General features: G+C 58.0%; 24 protein-coding genes. 13 read left to right on the forward strand and 11 right to left on the reverse strand.

What is annotated here, in order from left to right:
* Positions 1-53 precede the first annotated feature (53 nt).
* Positions 54-419, forward strand: coding sequence for a histone-like nucleoid-structuring protein, MvaT/MvaU family (locus ACP7B3_RS22200; protein ID WP_145163538.1), 366 nt, complete (start codon positions 54-56; stop codon positions 417-419).
* Positions 420-464: 45 nt separating this feature from the next.
* Here ACP7B3_RS22200 and ACP7B3_RS22205 read toward each other — a convergent pair whose 3' ends face one another.
* Positions 465-605, reverse strand: a complete 141-nt coding sequence (locus ACP7B3_RS22205; protein ID WP_426180806.1) for a DUF2256 domain-containing protein — start codon at positions 603-605, stop codon at positions 465-467.
* A gap of 228 nt (positions 606-833) precedes the next feature.
* Between ACP7B3_RS22205 and ACP7B3_RS22210 the strand changes: the two genes are divergently transcribed.
* Together ACP7B3_RS22210 and ACP7B3_RS22215 are read left to right on the forward strand one after the other, a co-directional pair.
* On the forward strand, positions 834-1,244 hold the full coding sequence (locus tag ACP7B3_RS22210) for a phosphate-starvation-inducible PsiE family protein (RefSeq protein WP_124528285.1): 411 nt from the start codon (positions 834-836) through the stop codon (positions 1,242-1,244).
* A 245-nt stretch (positions 1,245-1,489) separates the two neighbouring features.
* Positions 1,490-1,948: an Hsp20 family protein gene (locus ACP7B3_RS22215; RefSeq protein ID WP_145163542.1), complete on the forward strand. Its 459-nt coding sequence runs from the start codon at positions 1,490-1,492 to the stop codon at positions 1,946-1,948.
* Positions 1,949-2,008: 60 nt separating this feature from the next.
* On the opposite strand, the gene ACP7B3_RS22220 is transcribed toward ACP7B3_RS22215, so the two are convergent.
* On the reverse strand, positions 2,009-2,773 hold the full coding sequence (locus ACP7B3_RS22220; RefSeq protein ID WP_426180808.1) for an OBAP family protein: 765 nt from the start codon (positions 2,771-2,773) through the stop codon (positions 2,009-2,011).
* 142 nt (positions 2,774-2,915) lie between these two features.
* Positions 2,916-3,590, reverse strand: coding sequence for an HAD family hydrolase (locus ACP7B3_RS22225; RefSeq protein WP_145163545.1), 675 nt, complete (start codon positions 3,588-3,590; stop codon positions 2,916-2,918).
* 436 nt (positions 3,591-4,026) lie between these two features.
* Here ACP7B3_RS22225 and ACP7B3_RS22230 point away from each other — a divergent pair, with 436 nt between their 5' ends.
* The 4 genes from ACP7B3_RS22230 (at position 4,027) to ACP7B3_RS22245 (ending at position 6,850) form a co-directional block, all read left to right on the forward strand.
* Positions 4,027-4,284 carry a hypothetical protein gene (locus ACP7B3_RS22230; protein ID WP_426180810.1) on the forward strand — a complete coding sequence of 86 codons (258 nt, stop codon included), beginning with the start codon at positions 4,027-4,029 and terminating at the stop codon, positions 4,282-4,284.
* Positions 4,285-4,732: 448 nt separating this feature from the next.
* Positions 4,733-5,578 (forward strand): DNA/RNA non-specific endonuclease, encoded by an 846-nt coding sequence (locus tag ACP7B3_RS22235; RefSeq protein WP_404487673.1) that lies wholly within the window; start codon positions 4,733-4,735, stop codon positions 5,576-5,578.
* 156 nt (positions 5,579-5,734) lie between these two features.
* Complete coding sequence (locus ACP7B3_RS22240; protein WP_426180812.1) at positions 5,735-6,661, forward strand: NADP-dependent oxidoreductase; 927 nt, start codon at positions 5,735-5,737, stop codon at positions 6,659-6,661.
* 9 nt (positions 6,662-6,670) lie between these two features.
* Positions 6,671-6,850: a hypothetical protein gene (locus tag ACP7B3_RS22245; protein WP_404487675.1), complete on the forward strand. Its 180-nt coding sequence runs from the start codon at positions 6,671-6,673 to the stop codon at positions 6,848-6,850.
* Between the two features lie 41 nt (positions 6,851-6,891).
* Here ACP7B3_RS22245 and ACP7B3_RS22250 read toward each other — a convergent pair whose 3' ends face one another.
* From ACP7B3_RS22250 to ACP7B3_RS22265, 4 genes are all read right to left on the reverse strand, one after another.
* Positions 6,892-7,131: a hypothetical protein gene (locus tag ACP7B3_RS22250; RefSeq protein ID WP_145163554.1), complete on the reverse strand. Its 240-nt coding sequence runs from the start codon at positions 7,129-7,131 to the stop codon at positions 6,892-6,894.
* Positions 7,128-7,385 carry a DUF6555 family protein gene (locus ACP7B3_RS22255; protein WP_426180815.1) on the reverse strand — a complete coding sequence of 86 codons (258 nt, stop codon included), beginning with the start codon at positions 7,383-7,385 and terminating at the stop codon, positions 7,128-7,130. The genes ACP7B3_RS22250 and ACP7B3_RS22255 overlap by 4 nt, the downstream gene beginning before the upstream one ends.
* A gap of 101 nt (positions 7,386-7,486) precedes the next feature.
* On the reverse strand, positions 7,487-7,768 hold the full coding sequence (locus ACP7B3_RS22260) for a hypothetical protein (protein WP_145163558.1): 282 nt from the start codon (positions 7,766-7,768) through the stop codon (positions 7,487-7,489).
* Between the two features lie 59 nt (positions 7,769-7,827).
* Positions 7,828-8,370, reverse strand: a complete 543-nt coding sequence (locus ACP7B3_RS22265; RefSeq protein WP_426180817.1) for a cupin — start codon at positions 8,368-8,370, stop codon at positions 7,828-7,830.
* Positions 8,371-8,539: 169 nt separating this feature from the next.
* Here ACP7B3_RS22265 and ACP7B3_RS22270 point away from each other — a divergent pair, with 169 nt between their 5' ends.
* Positions 8,540-9,250 carry a glycosyltransferase gene (locus ACP7B3_RS22270; protein WP_426180819.1) on the forward strand — a complete coding sequence of 237 codons (711 nt, stop codon included), beginning with the start codon at positions 8,540-8,542 and terminating at the stop codon, positions 9,248-9,250.
* Between the two features lie 36 nt (positions 9,251-9,286).
* Positions 9,287-9,502: a hypothetical protein gene (locus tag ACP7B3_RS22275; RefSeq protein ID WP_106580020.1), complete on the forward strand. Its 216-nt coding sequence runs from the start codon at positions 9,287-9,289 to the stop codon at positions 9,500-9,502.
* A gap of 6 nt (positions 9,503-9,508) precedes the next feature.
* Here ACP7B3_RS22275 and ACP7B3_RS22280 read toward each other — a convergent pair whose 3' ends face one another.
* Positions 9,509-9,745, reverse strand: coding sequence for a hypothetical protein (locus ACP7B3_RS22280; protein ID WP_262206176.1), 237 nt, complete (start codon positions 9,743-9,745; stop codon positions 9,509-9,511).
* Positions 9,746-9,971: 226 nt separating this feature from the next.
* Here ACP7B3_RS22280 and ACP7B3_RS22285 point away from each other — a divergent pair, with 226 nt between their 5' ends.
* The 3 genes from ACP7B3_RS22285 (at position 9,972) to ACP7B3_RS22295 (ending at position 11,678) form a co-directional block, all read left to right on the forward strand.
* The gene (locus ACP7B3_RS22285; RefSeq protein ID WP_177410134.1) at positions 9,972-10,121 is read left to right on the forward strand and encodes a hypothetical protein; all 150 of its coding nucleotides are present in this window, start codon (positions 9,972-9,974) and stop codon (positions 10,119-10,121) included.
* A 72-nt stretch (positions 10,122-10,193) separates the two neighbouring features.
* Positions 10,194-10,427: a hypothetical protein gene (locus ACP7B3_RS22290; protein ID WP_426180821.1), complete on the forward strand. Its 234-nt coding sequence runs from the start codon at positions 10,194-10,196 to the stop codon at positions 10,425-10,427.
* Positions 10,428-10,901: 474 nt separating this feature from the next.
* The gene (locus ACP7B3_RS22295) at positions 10,902-11,678 is read left to right on the forward strand and encodes an ABC transporter substrate-binding protein (RefSeq protein ID WP_242200118.1); all 777 of its coding nucleotides are present in this window, start codon (positions 10,902-10,904) and stop codon (positions 11,676-11,678) included.
* 59 nt (positions 11,679-11,737) lie between these two features.
* Here ACP7B3_RS22295 and ACP7B3_RS22300 read toward each other — a convergent pair whose 3' ends face one another.
* Genes ACP7B3_RS22300 through ACP7B3_RS22310 form a run of 3 tightly spaced genes read right to left on the reverse strand, consistent with a single transcriptional unit; the run spans position 11,738 to position 14,466 of the window.
* Positions 11,738-12,364, reverse strand: a complete 627-nt coding sequence (locus ACP7B3_RS22300) for a helix-turn-helix transcriptional regulator (protein WP_145163566.1) — start codon at positions 12,362-12,364, stop codon at positions 11,738-11,740.
* Positions 12,364-13,497 carry an NAD(P)/FAD-dependent oxidoreductase gene (locus ACP7B3_RS22305; RefSeq protein WP_426180824.1) on the reverse strand — a complete coding sequence of 378 codons (1,134 nt, stop codon included), beginning with the start codon at positions 13,495-13,497 and terminating at the stop codon, positions 12,364-12,366. The genes ACP7B3_RS22300 and ACP7B3_RS22305 overlap by 1 nt, the downstream gene beginning before the upstream one ends.
* Positions 13,498-13,518: 21 nt before the next feature.
* Positions 13,519-14,466: an ornithine cyclodeaminase family protein gene (locus tag ACP7B3_RS22310; RefSeq protein ID WP_426180826.1), complete on the reverse strand. Its 948-nt coding sequence runs from the start codon at positions 14,464-14,466 to the stop codon at positions 13,519-13,521.
* A 224-nt stretch (positions 14,467-14,690) separates the two neighbouring features.
* Here ACP7B3_RS22310 and ACP7B3_RS22315 point away from each other — a divergent pair, with 224 nt between their 5' ends.
* A complete protein-coding gene (locus ACP7B3_RS22315; RefSeq protein WP_426180828.1) occupies positions 14,691-16,412 on the forward strand; it encodes a ShlB/FhaC/HecB family hemolysin secretion/activation protein in 1,722 nt (573 codons plus the stop codon).
* The last annotated feature ends 11 nt before the right edge of the window (positions 16,413-16,423 follow it).

Raw genomic sequence — 16,423 nt, forward strand, 5'->3', positions numbered from 1 at the left:
ATGCACATGTCTTTTTTGGTGTAACGTAACAACACATCTAGAAGAGGTTTCCCATGTCTAAACTCGCAGAATTTCGTCAACTCGAAAAACACCTGGCTGAGCAACTTCAAGCGCTCGAAGCGCTTAAAGGCGACGCCGGTCTAAAGAAAGAAATTGAATTTGAAACCAAGCTTCGCGATTTGCTCGCAAAGTATGGCTATAGCCTCAAAGACGTGATCAACCTGCTCGATCCACAATCCAAGGGCCGCGCTACTGCACCGGCGCCAAAAGCGGGCACCCGCAAAGCTCGTCAGGTAAAGGTTTATAAAAACCCGCACACTGGAGAAACCATTGAAACCAAAGGTGGTAATCACAAAGGCTTGAAAGAGTGGAAAAGCAAGCACGGCGCTGACACGGTTGAGTCCTGGCTGACCAAGTAAACTTCGCTTGAACACAAAAAGGGCTTAAAGAGCCCTTTTTTTTATTCAGGATTTGAGTGATTTGCCGCGTCTGCAGCGCTCCGAGCAATAGCGTACTTCGTCCCAGCAACGGGCCCATTTCTTCCGCCATGTGAAAGGAAGCCCACAGGTAGCACAGGTTTTGACTGGAAGATCTGATTTTTTCAAGAGACGTCCTTGATATTAAATTCGTATGCCCCTACCTGATCAACCCGTGAAACGGTGCGCATCTCAAGAGTCCCGAAACTCAAGACAATAGCTATCTTTTCATGAACTTACTTCGAGCGTCTTACATAAGTCCTCCAAGACAAGAGGAGAGAGGTCGTGTCTAAGCTTCATCCAGAAAATCGTGAGAATAACTCGACATTCAAAAACTTTAAAATCCAGTGGGCGTTGATGAGCGCCTATGAACGCTTCGAGCAACTGGTGGTGCTGACGCTGAGCCTTATCATAGCGCTGGTGATCGTTATCGCCGTGTTGCAACTCTGCAGGAATGTAGTGCCCCTTCTGATAGGGGGAGCCATTGATCCGCTGGATCACAACGCATTCCAAGCGTTATTCGGCTCCATTTTCACGGTATTGATTGCCTTGGAATTCAAGCATTCGATAGTGCGACCCGCCCTCAGGCGAAACAGCGTCGTGCAGGTCAGAACGGTACTGATGATTGCGTTGCTGGCCCTGAGCCGAAAATTTGTCATCCTCGATTCGGCCGTCACTCCGGCTTCGACCATCGCGGCGCTAGGTTTCGCGACGCTGGTACTGGGTCTGCTTTGCTGGCTTTTGCGACACCGCGACCTCTCTGAGTAGCAAGCGCCGCCCTCAAGCAGCTGACGCATTCGCTCGCTGCAGGCGCGTTCTGGCGAGAGAAAATCGCTTCAGACCTGCGCCTGCGCGGCACGCTGTGCGCAAGGTTTTCACCCAGGATTTTGAGTTGGAAAATTTTTTTCGAGATGCCCTTGAAAATGTTTTGGCAGTACCTATTTTCGGTTTTACGCGATGCCGCAAACGGGTCGCGTCTTAAATCACTTGGAGAAAACTCAGGAGATTTTGCTATGGCTACTACTCTCTCTTTGGCCCCTCTGTTTCGTCAGTCTGTGGGTTTTGATCGCTTCAACGACCTGTTTGAATCGGCGCTTCGTAGCGAGGCCGGTAACACCTATCCACCTCATAACGTCGAGAAACACGGTGATGATCAATACCGCATCGTGATTGCAGTGGCGGGCCTTACTGAGGAGGACATAGACATTCAGGTTGAAAATGGCGTATTGAACGTTTCTGGTGGAAAACGTGAAAACGACGAGAAGGTGACTTACCTTCACCAAGGGATTGCGCAGCGGGCGTTCCGCTTGTCCTTCCGGCTGGCTGATCATATCGAGGTGCAGGGTGCATCGCTCACCCATGGTCTGTTGGCAATCGAGCTGCTTCGAGTGATTCCCGAAGAAGCCAAGCCAAAACGCATCCAGATCGGTACCGCCGGCAAGCCAGACCAGCGTCAAGTAAGCCTGCAATAATTCCCTTTAAGGCGCTCTTCGGAGCGCCTTTTTCTTATTAGCGTTTAATGCGCGATGACGTCAGTGCTGATGCGGCGTGTTCGTCGGATCAACGATCTGGAAAACCTTGCCCTGACGCCACGCATCCGCGCCTGGCGCAACGGCCGGGGCCGGTATGTCCACTCGCGCGTTCTTCTTTTGCGCGCTATCGACGCCGAATCGACGATCCCGATCTGCAACCATCTGAGGGTCTGCCTGCCCATCTGCTGTGAAACCCATCATGAGCTGAGGCACGCCCAGGGGCAGGTCTTTATTGAGATCGGTATGCCAGGTATGCCACGTCTTGCCATAGGTATGGACGAGCTTTTCCATCAATGCATGCTCGGCTACTTCAGGGATGCCGGGCGCTATGAGCTGACCTGATTTCACTTCGTGAACATGACTGTGCCAAAACGCTTGCTCGGCTTTGGGCAGACCGGCAAACAATTGTTCGCTGATGATGTACTCGACACCCATCAGTTTGGCGTCCTTGCGATTGCCATCGTAGATCACACACTGGATGACTTCCTCGTTGAGGATGGCGCAGTAATGGTGGGCCTCCATCTGGGCATCCATGTGGCCGTTATAAAAATGGAAGCCATCCAGGTACGCATTCAATGCGTCTATCGGCGGGCGTGATTGAAGCAGTGCAGCGCCTGCATCCAGAGACTGCGTAGTGGGCGATTTGGTATCCCCCGGCGCGACGACGTTAGAGGGCGAGTTGTTGCCCGCACAGGCGGCGAGCAATGGAGCCAGCACCGCCGCGCACAGCGTGTTGATCCCATAGGGTTTGCAGATTGCGCTCATTGGAGAGTCCCTTCAGTCGATTTCATTGTGTGCCTGCCGTGCTGCTTGAATAGCTTTTCGGCACACCATTCGATTACAGCGCTTTGGATATCCATCGGGCAGCGTCATACGGCTGTTAAAAACCTGGATGGGTCGTGGGAAATCACGGCCTGGAGGCGACTTCCTCTAAATGCTGCAAAAGATCTTGCGGGTCCTCGTACACCCTCAGCGCTCCGGCTCTTTCAAGCTCGCTGATATCGTAGCCACCGGAAAGCAAGCCGACGCCTGTCGCTTTGCAGCGCCTTGCCGCAAGCATGTCCCATATGGCATCTCCCACTACCACACAATCCTCAATCGGCACGTTGAGCTTGCGCGCTGCGGCAAGGAAAAGATCTGGATCCGGCTTGCCGTATTTAACATCGTCGCGGGTGATTATATTGATCTCGTTAATATCCAAGCCAAGCGCTTCTAAATTGATCTTGGCAGTAGACAAACCGCCGCTGGTGGCGATGCACCACTGTTTATTTTCTTCAGTCAGTGTTTTTAATAACTCGACTGAACCTGGAAGTGCCGTTATCTGGCCTTTGAGGGCCTCGTAGGCAGCGGCATGTTTCTTACTTAACGTCGCGCCTTGCGCTGCAGTAATGGTTACACCCGTTTCACGCGACAGGGTCTTTAACATGAGCCCTCCGCTCATGCCGATCTTGCGATGAATACGCCACATAGCCAGCGGGATGCCCTCGGAATCAAGAGCCTCTTTCCACGCCGCCACGTTTTGGTAAACGCTGTCGGTGAGCGTGCCATCGAGGTCGAATATAAAAGATGTTTGAGGTCGCATGGCGTGTCTCCAGGTTGATAGCTGTAGTGTTCGTGACGGGTAGTTCGTTGGCGGTTTGAGATTAAGCGGTCATTGTTTTTTCAATTCGCTCATCATCAGCGGGCCCGCTGTAACGCGACCCTCATTGCCTATCTCCCGTCAATCGAAGCTTGGCGCATACCGTTCTGAAACGTGAGGCCGCCACGCGTTCATTATTTCGTCGGCGACGGGTGTGTGTTCACACCACACCGGCTGCCAACCAGAAGGGATTGCTCGCCGTTGTGCCGTACGGTCCCGATACAAGATTGCGGAAAACCTGGATCTGCAAAGACGACACCCAATCGGTCAGCCGATTTCGACATAGCAAAAATTTGAACCGCCGCTGAACACGCTTACCTAACGATTAGCTTGTGACGAATTGCACAGGCGATTTGCCAATATCGGCATACTCCGAGAGGTGGGCAACGTGGCTAAAGACGAGAAGAAAAGCAAAGGTGACGCTTCGAAAGCCAGCAAGGAATTGAAAGACAAAAAGTCCTCACCCGCAAAAAAATCCGCAGCAGCATCGGCTCTTTCAAAGTCTTCCGAGAAGAAAGACAAGAAAAAAGAGGCCGAACCGAAGAAGTCTGTAAAAAAAGCGGATAGCAAGCCAGAAAAGGCGAAGAAGTCAGAAAAATCCGAGAAGTCAGAGAAGTCGCCGAAAAAGAAAAAGTGATACCTGCTAGGGCTTTATGCCCTAGCTTCTTCACGCGGGTTTGTCTTCGATAAAGGCGGCGGCTCAAAAGGCCGCGCGCCAATCCCGAGTTGCCATCCCATTACGCAGGGCTCCCTGCAAAAAACGGCCTGCGTTGCAGCGTCCGTTTAATGAACGCCATCAACCCATCCACGGCAGTCGATAACAGGATGACCAGCCGGAAATTCCCGCCTGCATCGCTATCCGCCCCTGAGCCCATCGCCTCGATGGCCTCCTCGTTTTTTGCTTGGCCGTTGAATGACGTCAACGCCTAGCAAGGCAATGTCGAACCCGTTTTTTCAGACGACCTGAAAGCCTTCCTCATATTGAAATGTTTAAAGTGGTTTAATGTTTATGTCGACCCGCGATGGAATCGCAACGGTCGGCTTTCCATTGACCTCTGTCATTGATTCACCCAAGGAGCTACACCATGCAAGGAAGTATGAAGTTCAAGCACCTCGCGTTTCTGTTGATCCCGCTCGTTGCCGCCTGTACCACACCGGATAGAAACCGCGAATCGGCAGTCATTGCCCAGCCTCAGCCACAGCAGGCGTTGCAGTTCGACAACTGCGCGGTGGGCTGTCCGGCCGGCGGCAGCCCTCTGACGTTGAACCGTCAGGCCTACACGCTGAACAACAACGGCTCGACCAAGTTTGCCAACTGGGTCTCGTACAAAATCACCAAGGACACCCCGGCGAGCGGACGCCCGCGCGATTGGAAGACGGATCCGGACATTCCGGCCGGGGAAACGCTCGACCCGGTGGATTACAACGGCGCGAATGTCGCGCTCAAAGTCGACCGTGGCCATCAGGCCAACCTCGCCTCCATGGCGGGCGTGCCTGACTGGCAGACGCTCAATTATTTGTCCAACATCACCCCGCAGAAGTCCGACCTCAACCAGGGGCCCTGGGCGCATCTTGAAGATCAGGAGCGCAACCTCAGCAAGCAGGCGGGCGTCGACCAGGTGTATGTCAGCACCGGGCCGCTGTATGAGCATTTTGTCGGCACGCTGCCGGGCACAAACAAGGTGCACACCATTCCCAGTGGCTACTGGAAAATCATCTTTGTCGGCAGCTCGCCCGAAAACGGTGTGTACGCATCGTTTGTGATGAACCAGGAGACGCCCAAAGGCGCCAACTTCTGCGACTACCAGGTCACCGTGAACCAAATCGAAGAGCGTTCGGGGCTGACCTTCTGGAGCAATTTGCCGCAGCCGGTGCAGGCTGCGCTGAAGGCGAAGCAGGGCCAGTTGCCGGGCCGTATCGGCTGTAAATAACCCTCACACAAAGCGCCTATGCGGAGCAAAACGCGTAGGCGCTTTCGCAGGGCAGACCGAACCGTTGGTCTGCATAACCCAACACCCACTGAACCCCGGGTTGCCGACAGTCCTCCACACCCCTGTGTGTTCTGAAAAGACAATGAGGTGTGTGGCATGAAAGCAATCAGGATTGAGCGGTTCGGCGGCCCCGAGGTCATGCAGCTACGCGATGTCGAAGTGCCGGAACCGAAAACGGGCGAAGTGCTCGTGAAGAATTTTTTTGTGGGTATCAACCCGGTGGACTACAAGATTCGCCAGGGCCAATACCCCGAGGTCAAGCAAGACAAACTGCCGTTGACCCTGGGCCGCGAAGTGGCCGGTGTGGTCGAGAAAGTCGGGCAGGGTGTCAGTGATTTCAAACCGGGCGACCGGGTCTTTGCAATGATCGGCGCCGATGGCGGCTACGCCGAATATGCCCGCGTGCCTGCCGCGCATCTGGCGCGCATTCCGGCCGCGCTTGATTGGCCGGTCGCCGCCGGTGTGCCGCTGGCGGGCCATACCGCCTGGCAGGCGTTGGTGGAGTATGGCCACATCGAGCAGGGGCAAAAGGTCCTGATCCACGGTGGCACCGGCGGTGTGGGGCACTTCGCCGTTCAATTTGCCAAGGTCAAGGGCGCCCAGGTTTACGCCACGGCATCCACCGACAGCCTGGCGTTTTTGCGTGAGCTGGGCGTGGACCGTGCGATTGACTACAAGACCGAGCGTTTCGAAGACATCTGCCAGGACTTTGACCTGGTCATCGACCTGATTGGCGGCGATACGCAAGCGCGCTCATGGCAGGTGCTGGGCGAGGGCGGGCGGCTGGTGTCGACCTTGACCCAGCCCGATGCCCATCATCCGCAGGCCGCGGGCAAGACCGGTACGCGGTTTACGGCGGCGCCGCGCGGTGAAGAGTTGACCGAAATTGCCGGGTTGATCGAGGCCGGCAATGTGCAGGTCTATATCGCCAGGCAGTTCGAGCTGGCGGCGGCAGTAGAGGCGTTGGACTTTCTGGCCAACGGGCATGTGCACGGCAAGGTTGTCCTGCACGTGAGCGATTGAGGAGGCTGCATGAGCGATCAGTTGAAGCGACCTGAAGGCGCCCCTACCGGGCAGAAAGTACGCCCCGAGACGGCGAAACGAAATGACAAATCAGAAGACCCGAATGTCGCCCGGCCCTGGGAGCCTGATGTCAATCAAGGCGCGGTTGCTCCCGGCGGACCGTCGAAGGATCCAGAGTCGGGTGCATGAGGCCAGCAAGCCAGCCCTGCCGTGACAGGGCTGGCGGCTGACTAGTTGCGCATCGCCCGCTGTATTCGCATCCATTCTTGATGCGCGGCGGCGCGTTGTCTGTCGGCGGTCTGCTTGGCCTGGCTGAAGCGTGCCCAGGTCGCCGTGTCACCGCTGTAGGATTCGATGATGTTGTAGGCCGCCGCTTCGAGTCGATCGGCTTCGAAAAACATCTCGGTGGTGTGCGCGATTTGGTCATCCCACGCCTGTCTCGTGGAGTATTGAAGGGTTTGACGGGTCATTGCGTGAGTTCCTCCATCCATTGAATCTCTGCTGCGCTGTTCCAGCGCACGTGAGTAATTCCATATTGCTCGGCCATCGGCTTGGAAACGCGCTTGAGCGTGTTCTGGCCAAATTTGGGTATCACTGCGACGCCGGCGTCGCAGCTGGCCCAGTGCCAGGCCTGGGCGTTGTCCATCTGCGGCGCGCGAACGATGAAAGACTTCGGCACCCCGTGAAGCTGATACTCGATGGTAAATAGATCGCTCGATTTCATGAGGCCTCCTGTTGCTCATGAAGTACAGATATTTGGCGTCAAAGAAGATTCAAAAAAGTTGTCTGACAATTCGATGGCCGTGCTGGCGACACTCGCACGTGTCAGTCGTCCACGGTAAAGGTCACCCAACCCGGGCCGTCATTCGCTCTTTCGATTTCCATAATGACGCCGCCAATCGAGGTGCCGTCCGGCAGGTTGACCGCGACAAAGTTGGGGTGACCGGGCCATTGCAGGGGCTTGTCGAAGCTCAGGCGCGCAATCGTCGGCTTGCCGCTGCTGGTCAATTGGATGTTCACCGACTCATTGAGGTGTTCGTCTGAGCCGGTTCCCAGGTGACGTGATGCAGTAATGACGCTGGCAATACCTTGATAATCGTATGACATAACGGGCTACCTTCTGTGGTGACTGCGAATTCAACAGTGTCGATTTTTGACCCTGCTGTTCATTCGATAGTTGCGCGCAAGTCAGACCAATGTGTGCACACGGCGCCCGCGTCGCCCTGAACCGGGTCTTGCTGTGGAAACGCCAGGCCGGCAATGCTCTGCAGCTGCGCGTCGCTCGGTGCCTCGCGGCCTATATCTGCGTGCTGGCCGGGCGGGTAGGCGCCAACCACCTGAAAGTCTTCACTGCAACCGAGATTGCAATGACCGGTACCGGCGGGAAGCAGCAACACGTCGCCTGGCTTCACCGACACCACGTGGCCATTGGGCCCGCCGAGCATCAGGCGAGCATCACCACGGGCGACGCCCAATACCTCATGCCCTTCGCAATGGTAGTGATGGTAGTCGTAGACCCCGTCCCGCCATTGTGGCGGCCAGCCGTTTGCCGAAAACGTCTGTTCAAACAGCGCCGCCGGATCACGTCCTGTTACGGGGATGGCGTTTGAGTAAATGATCACCGGCAAGCGCGGGTTGTTCGGCACCCAGCCGTTGCGTTCGAGCAGCAAGGTCTTGACCGTACCTGCCGATGGATGCGCGTTTTTCATGCCGTGTTCTCCTGCACGCAATAACAGTGCAAAGCCGCTGAGCGCCAGTGTGGCGCGCCGATAAACTATCTGAGCGGCCACGGCCTAGGGACGTTCCAGAAACTTTAAACCTTCGTGATAAGCGAGGTGTCGATAGCTGGAGACACTTCGCCAGGTAGAGGGAACGTCAATGATAGGGATTGTGATACCTGCCCATAACGAGCAAAGGCACATCAGTGATTGCCTGGCTTCGGTGCTGCTTGCCATTGAACATCCGGCATTGCAAAACCAGCGCGTCGAGGTCCTCGTGGTGCTGGACGACTGCTCGGACCAAACCGGCGCGCGGGCAAACGCACTGGGCGTGGCAACGCTTGACGTCTGCTTTAGAAACGTTGGCCAGGCCAGGGCGGTCGGCGCAGAGCAACTGCTGGAGGCCGGTGCCCAATGGCTGGCCTTCACCGATGCCGATACGCTCGTGCCGCAGGATTGGCTGGTGCGCCAGCTCGCGTTCGGCGCCGACGCGGTGTGTGGCACCGTCGAAGTGGACAGCTGGAGCGAGTACGACGAAGTCGCACGCTCTCGATACCTCGCCCTCTACCAGTTTGTCGAAAACCATCGGCATATCCATGGCGCCAACCTGGGCCTGAGTGCAGACGCCTATCGCAACGCCGGTGGGTTTCAGCATTTGGTTGCTCACGAGGACGTGCGCCTGGTGGCTGACCTGGAAAGGACCGGTGCGCGGATCGCGTGGACGGCCACCAACCCGGTGATCACCAGTGCGCGCCGTGATTACAAATGTCGGGGCGGGTTCGGCGAATACCTGGCTTCGCTCATGCCTGGCACGGGCCACGTGGTCAGCGAGCCCAGTGCGAGTGCAAACGTCACGCTCGGGGCCGGGTGACCTCGGGTGTTTATCGACTGGGTGCAATGGCCTGCGATGGTCGTGACGGTGATCTCGGCCTGGTTCATCGGGTCTCAACGGCCTCGCCGGCGCATGTTCGCGTTCTGGGGCTTCATCCTCAGCAACGCCTTATGGGTGGCTTGGGGATGGCACGCGAATGCCTACGCGCTGATCGTGCTCGAATGCACGCTGCTGGGCATGAACGCGCGCGGTTTCCGGAAAAATCTGCGCACCCACCGGGCTTCTGAATGACCCACTTTACTGATTCTGAAAGTTCTTTTTAAACCCGCGCAGGTTCATCAAGCCCAGGCAGATCTGCAGCACGATCAGCGCATAGGCGTCAGCGTAAGCGCCCCAGACAACCCACAGAACATTGCTTAAACAAAAGCACACGAACCCCGCCATTCTGCGCGAGGGGCGCTGAGAGCCGATCAGCCATGCCGCCAGAACCGTCACCAGCATTGCTGGCCACTGCACCCAATCCAGATTACTCAAACCCGCTTCCTTAATTGCCAGACCCTTAAATAGGAAGAGGGCGGGTGGGATGAATGATTCAGTTTTTTTAACCCGCGTAACGTCCTGACCACTCGTCAGCTATTAAGCCTAATAGTTGAACGAGCGCGGCTGCGCTCCGGCCAGATAAATCATGTGTGGACCGATAACAGTCTGACGCCTGGCAAGGCCTTGCGCTTTCACCCACCTCACTAACAGGTAAACGATGATGAAGACGTTATATAGATGCTTGGGGCTGTGCAGTGTGTTGATGCTTCACGGCTGTTTTGACAGCGCCAATAACACCACCAAGGACAACACCAGCGGTAGCAAGTCCTCGGTGCAGATGCAGGAAGGCAAGTCACAGGAAAGCCAGTAAACCCCGTGAGGGTCCGGGCTGTCGCGAGCAGCCTGGACTGCACCGCTTACAATGATAAAAAGGGTGATCGCGATGAATTGCCTCATTTGTGTGGGAGTGGCCGAACGGTTTTCCTGTGACGGCCCCTGGGAAGAACGCGACTGCCCGGACTGCGGGCGTTATCGGGTGGCAGACGAACTGATCCTGGCGTTGATGGACAACGGCCAGATCTTCGATATTGCCAAGACGCGTGAGTGGTTGCACAACCGGCGTGCCGAGGGCGCTACACCGTGCATTCAATTGCATGAGGCGCTGCTTGTGTTGTGAGGGCGACGGGCTTTAGTCGCTGTGGTCATGCCCCGTATCGCAGTCTGATTACAGGCTGCTTTGCCGTGTCCGCCGGAGCAGGTCGCGCGCGTGGTCCACACGCAACAGCAGGGTCATAGGCTTCTGGTCGATGATGATTTGCGCCACGATCAGCCCATTGTTCATCGGCGCAGTCACCCGCCAGTACCTGCCAGCCACCCACGTGCCGCATCAGCACATCCAGCAGCAACAGGTCAGTTTGAGTGCCAGCTGTATTTGCAGCGCGCGGCGTTATTGTGCGCAACCCAGATACAGTTTCATGGGAGGTTTTGTTTAGGAACGATGGAGGCGGGCGTTTTTTTCCTGAAGGGACGGCGGATTGACGTGCTATACGTAAAAGTCCAGTATGGAATTATAAGTACAAAAAAAATGCGTCAACCCTGCTTTTATTTCTTCACGCTTGCCAAACCAACAATAACTTGCGAGACCTCAATCATGAAGAAACACACGCTTATCACCGCCCTGGCCTTTAGCCTGCTCGCTTCCAGCCATGTGCTGGCGGCTGAAAAAACCTTGCGCATCGGCATTGAGGCGGCGTACCCACCGTTCGCCTCCAAGACCCAGGATGGCAAGATCGTCGGGTTCGACTACGACATCGGCAATGCCTTGTGCGCGCAGATGAAAGTCAAATGCGTGTGGGTCGAGGGTGAATTCGACGGTCTGATTCCTTCCCTCAAAGTGAAGAAAATCGACATGGCCCTGTCGTCCATGACCATCAATGAAGACCGCAAGAAGTCGGTGGACTTCACCCACAAATACTATTTCACCTCCTCACGCCTGGTGATGAAGGACGGCGCAGCCGTGGATGACCAGTACGCCAGCCTCAAGGGCAAGACCGTCGGTGTGCAGCGCGCCACGACCACCGACCGTTATGCCACCGAGGTGTTCGAGCCCAAGGGCATCAACGTCAAGCGCTACAGCAACAACGAAGAAATCTACATGGACCTGGCGTCGGGGCGCCTCGATGCGATCTTTGCCGACACCATCCCGCTGAGCGACTTTCTGTCGATGCCACGTGGCAAGGGCTATGCCTTTGTCGGCCCTGAACTCAAGGACCCGAAATACGTGGGCGAGGGCGCCGGGATTGCGGTACGCAAAGGCAATACCGAACTGGTCGGCGAGCTGAACGCGGCCATCGACGGTATCCGCGCCAATGGCGAGTACCAGAAGATTTCACAGCAGTATTTCAAGTCCGACATCTACGGCGACTGACGCCTCAAGCCGGCGTGCCGACTCCCCGCAGGGGCCGGCACGCCGGCTCGTGCGACGGGTCAGCCCTTCAATTCCTTGAGGTGTTTGTAAACCGTCGCCCGTCCCATGCCCAGCACATTCGCCACATAGTTCGACGCGCTCTTGCCCTTGAACGCGCCTTCGGCATGCAGCGCCAATACCAGCTCGCGCTTGTGGTCGCGCGTCAGCAGATTCAGGCTCAATTGGCGTTCGCGCATCCACGCATGCAGGAAGGTGTTGATCCGTTCCTGCCAGTCGTCACGAAATAGCGAGTCCGGCTGCGGGATCAGCTTGCTCGGCGACAGAAACAGGTCCAGCGCCGCCTTCGCGTTTTCGAACAGCGAGATATTCAGGTTGATGCACAGCACGGCAAGCCGGCGCCCTTTGTGGTCGTGCAGCACGGTGCTCAGGCTGCGGATTTTCTGACCGTCCCAGTTGAGCTTTTCGTACGGGCCGATGTTCACTTCGCTGACGTCATCGCTGAGCATGTCCTCCAGCGACGAGTCGTCACCGATAGCGCGTTTGGACAGGTTGTTGGCGATGTAATCGACCTTTTGCGTGCGCAAGTCATGCAGCACCACTTCGGCATGGGGGAAGAACAGCGTGGCGATCGCATCGGCGATCGCGCGAAAATTCTGCATGACTTTTTCTTGCTCGGCGGTGTTCATCAATGCGGCTCCAGGCGGACGGGCGAGAGCATACCAGCGTCCAGGCCGAACCGCGTCAGTGGCTCCGGCAACGGGTTACCGCGCACCAGGGCCGCGCTCGCCTGGCCCATGGCCGGTGACGTCTGGATGCCATAGCCGCCTTGCGCCGCTACCCAGAACAGCCCCGGAACCTGCGGATCGAACCCCGAGAGCAAATCACCGTCGTGGACAAAGCTGCGCAGGCCGGCCCAGGTGCGGGTCGGGCGGCGGATGGTCAGGGTGGTGGCTTCTTCGATCTGGTAAATGCCCATGGCGATGTCCAGCTCCTCAGGCTGCACATCCTGTGGCTCGACCGGGTCGGCGTTGGCCGGTGAACCCAGGAACATCCCGGCGTCGGGTTTCATGTAGAAGGCTTCGTCCAGCGCCACCAGCATCGGCCAGTGATGGGTGTCCACACCCTCGGGCCCGGCGAAGATGAACGCCGAGCGGCGCTTGGGTTGCAGGCCGATGGGCGCCGCGCCGGCCAGCCCGCCGATATGATCAGCCCAGGCGCCGGCGGCGTTGATGATGACTGGGGCGGTGTAGGTCGCGTCCTGGGTGCGCACATGCCACAGGCCGTCGGCGTCACGGCTCAAGCCCAGTACGTGGCTGTCGGTGCGCACGTCGCCGTGGTTGCGACGGATGCCGCGCAAATAGCCCTGGTGCAGGGCGTCGGTATCGATGTCGCTGGCGGTAGGGTCAAAGATCGCGCCATGGACTTTCTCCCGCCGCAGGATTGGCAAGCGTGCACAAGCCTCGTCGGCACTCAGCCGCTCGACTTGCGGCACGGTGGCCTTGGCGCTCAGGTATTGGCTGTTGAGTTCCACCGGGTCGCCAATGAAATCCACGGTCATTTCACCGCTGGGCGTCAGCAGTGGATGTTCGCAAAAGCCAGGCGGCGGGTTGTCGAAAAATTCACGGCTCGCCAGGGTCAACGCGCGCACTTGCGGGGTGCCATAGGCGGCGGTGTAGAGGGCTGCCGAGCGCCCGGTGGAGTGATAGGCCGGGTGGTTTTCGCGCTCCAGTACCAGCACCTTACCGTGCTGCGCCAGCCAGAAACCGGTAGAGGCGCCAGCAATGCCGCCGCCGATAATGATGAAGTCTGCAGAGTTCATGATCGTTTCCTCAAAAGGCGGTTAGCGCTGGATCTGGTACAGGGCATTGGCCAGTGCAATGTCTTCCAGGCCCAGGCCGATGGAGCGGAAAAACACAGGGCGGTCGTAGTCCGGGCGCTGCGCCATGTCGCTGAGCAGCTCAGGCAAGTCGCCGACGATGGTGCGCTTGTCCCAACCGTGCCGTTCGCCGGCGATCAGCATTTCACCGGCCGCGCCTGGGGTGGTCTGGCGATAGTCGCAGAACACGTGCATGTGCTCCAGGCATTCGGGCGGCACTTCATGGGCGCGCGGCGCGTTGGTGCTGATGGAGGTGATCAGCGCGGGTTTGCGCAAGCGTGTCGGGTCGATCACAGGTGTTGCCGAGGAGGTGCAGAGCAGGATGACGTCGGCGTCTTCCAAGGCGGCGTCACAGCTCGTGGCGAGGGTCAGGCGCGGGTCCAGGCCCTTGAGGTGGGCGAGGGTGTCGGCATTCGCGCGACCAAGGCGCGGCGAATATAGGCTGATGTGCTGCCAGTCGCGCAGGTTCTGCACATAGCGCACGTGCGCCTGCGCAACCTTGCCGCTGCCGATAATCGCCAGGCGCCGCGCGGCCGCCGGTGCCAGCGCGTCCACCGCCAGCGCGGTGGTAGCTGCGGTGCGCGCGGTGGTCAGTTCGGCGGCATCGCAAAGCAACAGAGGCTGGCCGGTGCGTATCGACATCAACAGCGTCCATGCGGTCACCAGCGGCCCTTGCTCGCGCACGATGTAGGGCGAGGTCTTGACCCCGTAAACCCCGTCTTCGGCCAGCACGCCCAGGTAGTTGATAAAGTCGCCGGCGCCTTGCGGGAACTCCACCAGCTGTTGCGCCGGCTGTACCGCAAGCCCTGCGGCCAGGTCGCGGAACAGCTTGCGCAGGATGTGAGGCACATCGATTTGCGCAAGTAATTCGTGGGCCTGGGCCTGGTTGATCACGTGAGGCGTGCTGGGCATGGCTATCTCCGCGGATAAACTGATTTGTCCATTATGGACTTATAATTCTGTTGAGCAATATCCGTATCAAAAAAGCTACAGCGCTGCCTCCCGGTAAGTTGTGATTCGCACTGAATCAATGCATCAGCACTGATACAAATGGGTACATTTAATTGACGCCAGCATTTCGCCATCCTATTATCGCCGCCGATTAGTGGCTCAGTGCCATATAGAGGGATCTAGAAATGTGGCGTTTGGAACGTCGGACAAGGCTTGGCCTGCTGTCCGCTTTTTTTTGCCTGGGCGTTGCCGGATTAGCGCAAGCTGCCCCCCCGCAGGCCACCCCGGGCATCACCGACCTGATTCGCGACCGCCAGGACCGGCTGCTCGAAGACCAGCAGCGGCGCCTCGAAGAACTCAAAGACTTGCCCGGCAAATCCGCCGCGCCTGCAACGCCGACCACGCCCGTGGATACCCGTTGCTTCCCGATCAAAACCATTGAACTCGCCGGCGCCGATGCGCTGCCCGAAGGTGAGCGTGACGCGCTGATCAAGCCCTATATCGGCCAATGCCTGGGCGTGCCGCAGCTTAATGAAGTGCTCAAGGTCATCACCGACCGTTACTTGGCCAGAGGCTTGGTGACCAGCCGTGCCTACCTGCCACAGCAGGACCTTTCCAGCGGCAACCTCAAGATCCAGGTAGTCGAAGGCAAGCTCGAAAGTTTGAAGGGCGTCGAAGGCAGCGGCATCACCGACCGCCAGTTGGCGATGAGTTTCCCAGGCAAGACCGGCGAGTTGCTCAACCTGCGCGAAATCGAACAGATGGTCGACCAACTCAACCGCCTGCCGTCGAACCAGGCGCAGATGGAGTTGGCGCCGGGCAGGGCTGTGGGTGGCAGTGATGTGCTGGTCAAGAACACCCCACAAAAACCTTGGCGCGTCGGCTTGTCGCGCCATAACGGCGGCCAGCGCAGCACTGGCGAGCAGCAGTGGGGCGCAAGTCTGGATTGGGATAACCCGCTGGGGTTGGCTGACCAACTGTCGCTGCGCGGCGGCCACGATGCGATCAGCGATCACCAGAAAACCTCGCGCAACTCGATGCTCAATTACAGCCTGCCGTTCGGCTGGTGGAACCTCACGTACACCTACAGCGAGAGCGAATACCGCTCCCAGGCCCAGGCGAATAACTTCACGTTCAAGCAAACCGGCGACAGCCAAAACCACCAACTGCGCCTGGAGCGTGTGATTCATCGTGACGCGCTGAGCAAAACCTCCCTGAGCACTGGCGTGGCCTACCTGCGCACTAACAACTTTATCGAAGACAGCAAGCTCGCCCTGAGCAGCAACCGCCTCAGCGAAGCCCAGTTCGGCATCAACCATGGTCGGCGGATTGGCAGCTCGTTCCTCAACATCGACCTGGGCATGCAGGACGGCATCGGCGCCTTTGATGCCCAGGCCAATCATCACCCCAAGCCCGGCCAGGCCGATGCGCGCTACCGCAAATACACCGCCACGGTGAGCTACTTGTACCCATTCCAGCTGTGGGGCGAGTCGCTGAGCTTCAGCAGCTTGATGACCGGCCAGCACAGTGAAGACGTGTTGTTCAGCCCACAGCGCATGAGCCTGGGCGGGCAATCGTCGATTCGCGGCTACAAAGACCAGATGCTCGCCGGTGACAGCGGCGGCTACTGGCGCAACGACCTGCGCTGGAGCCGCCCGGTGACCTGGGCCTGGCTGCAGCCGGTGTTCAGCGAATACGGCACCAGCCTCGGCTACGACCAGGGCGTGATCAGCCACGGCCGCTACAACGCCGAGCAGCATGGGCGCATGAGCAGCAATTCTCTGGACCTGTTTGCCCGTGGCAAGAACGTCGCGGCCAGCGTGACCTTTGCTCACTCCTTGGAACGACCGGCTGCGATCACGGAACGTGAAGCGCCGATCTATTTCCGCCTGGATTTTTTCCTTTAAATTTTTAACCG

It is taken from the genome of Pseudomonas sp. TWRC1-2 (assembly GCF_049896685.1).
Classification (GTDB): Bacteria; Pseudomonadota; Gammaproteobacteria; order Pseudomonadales; family Pseudomonadaceae; genus Aquipseudomonas.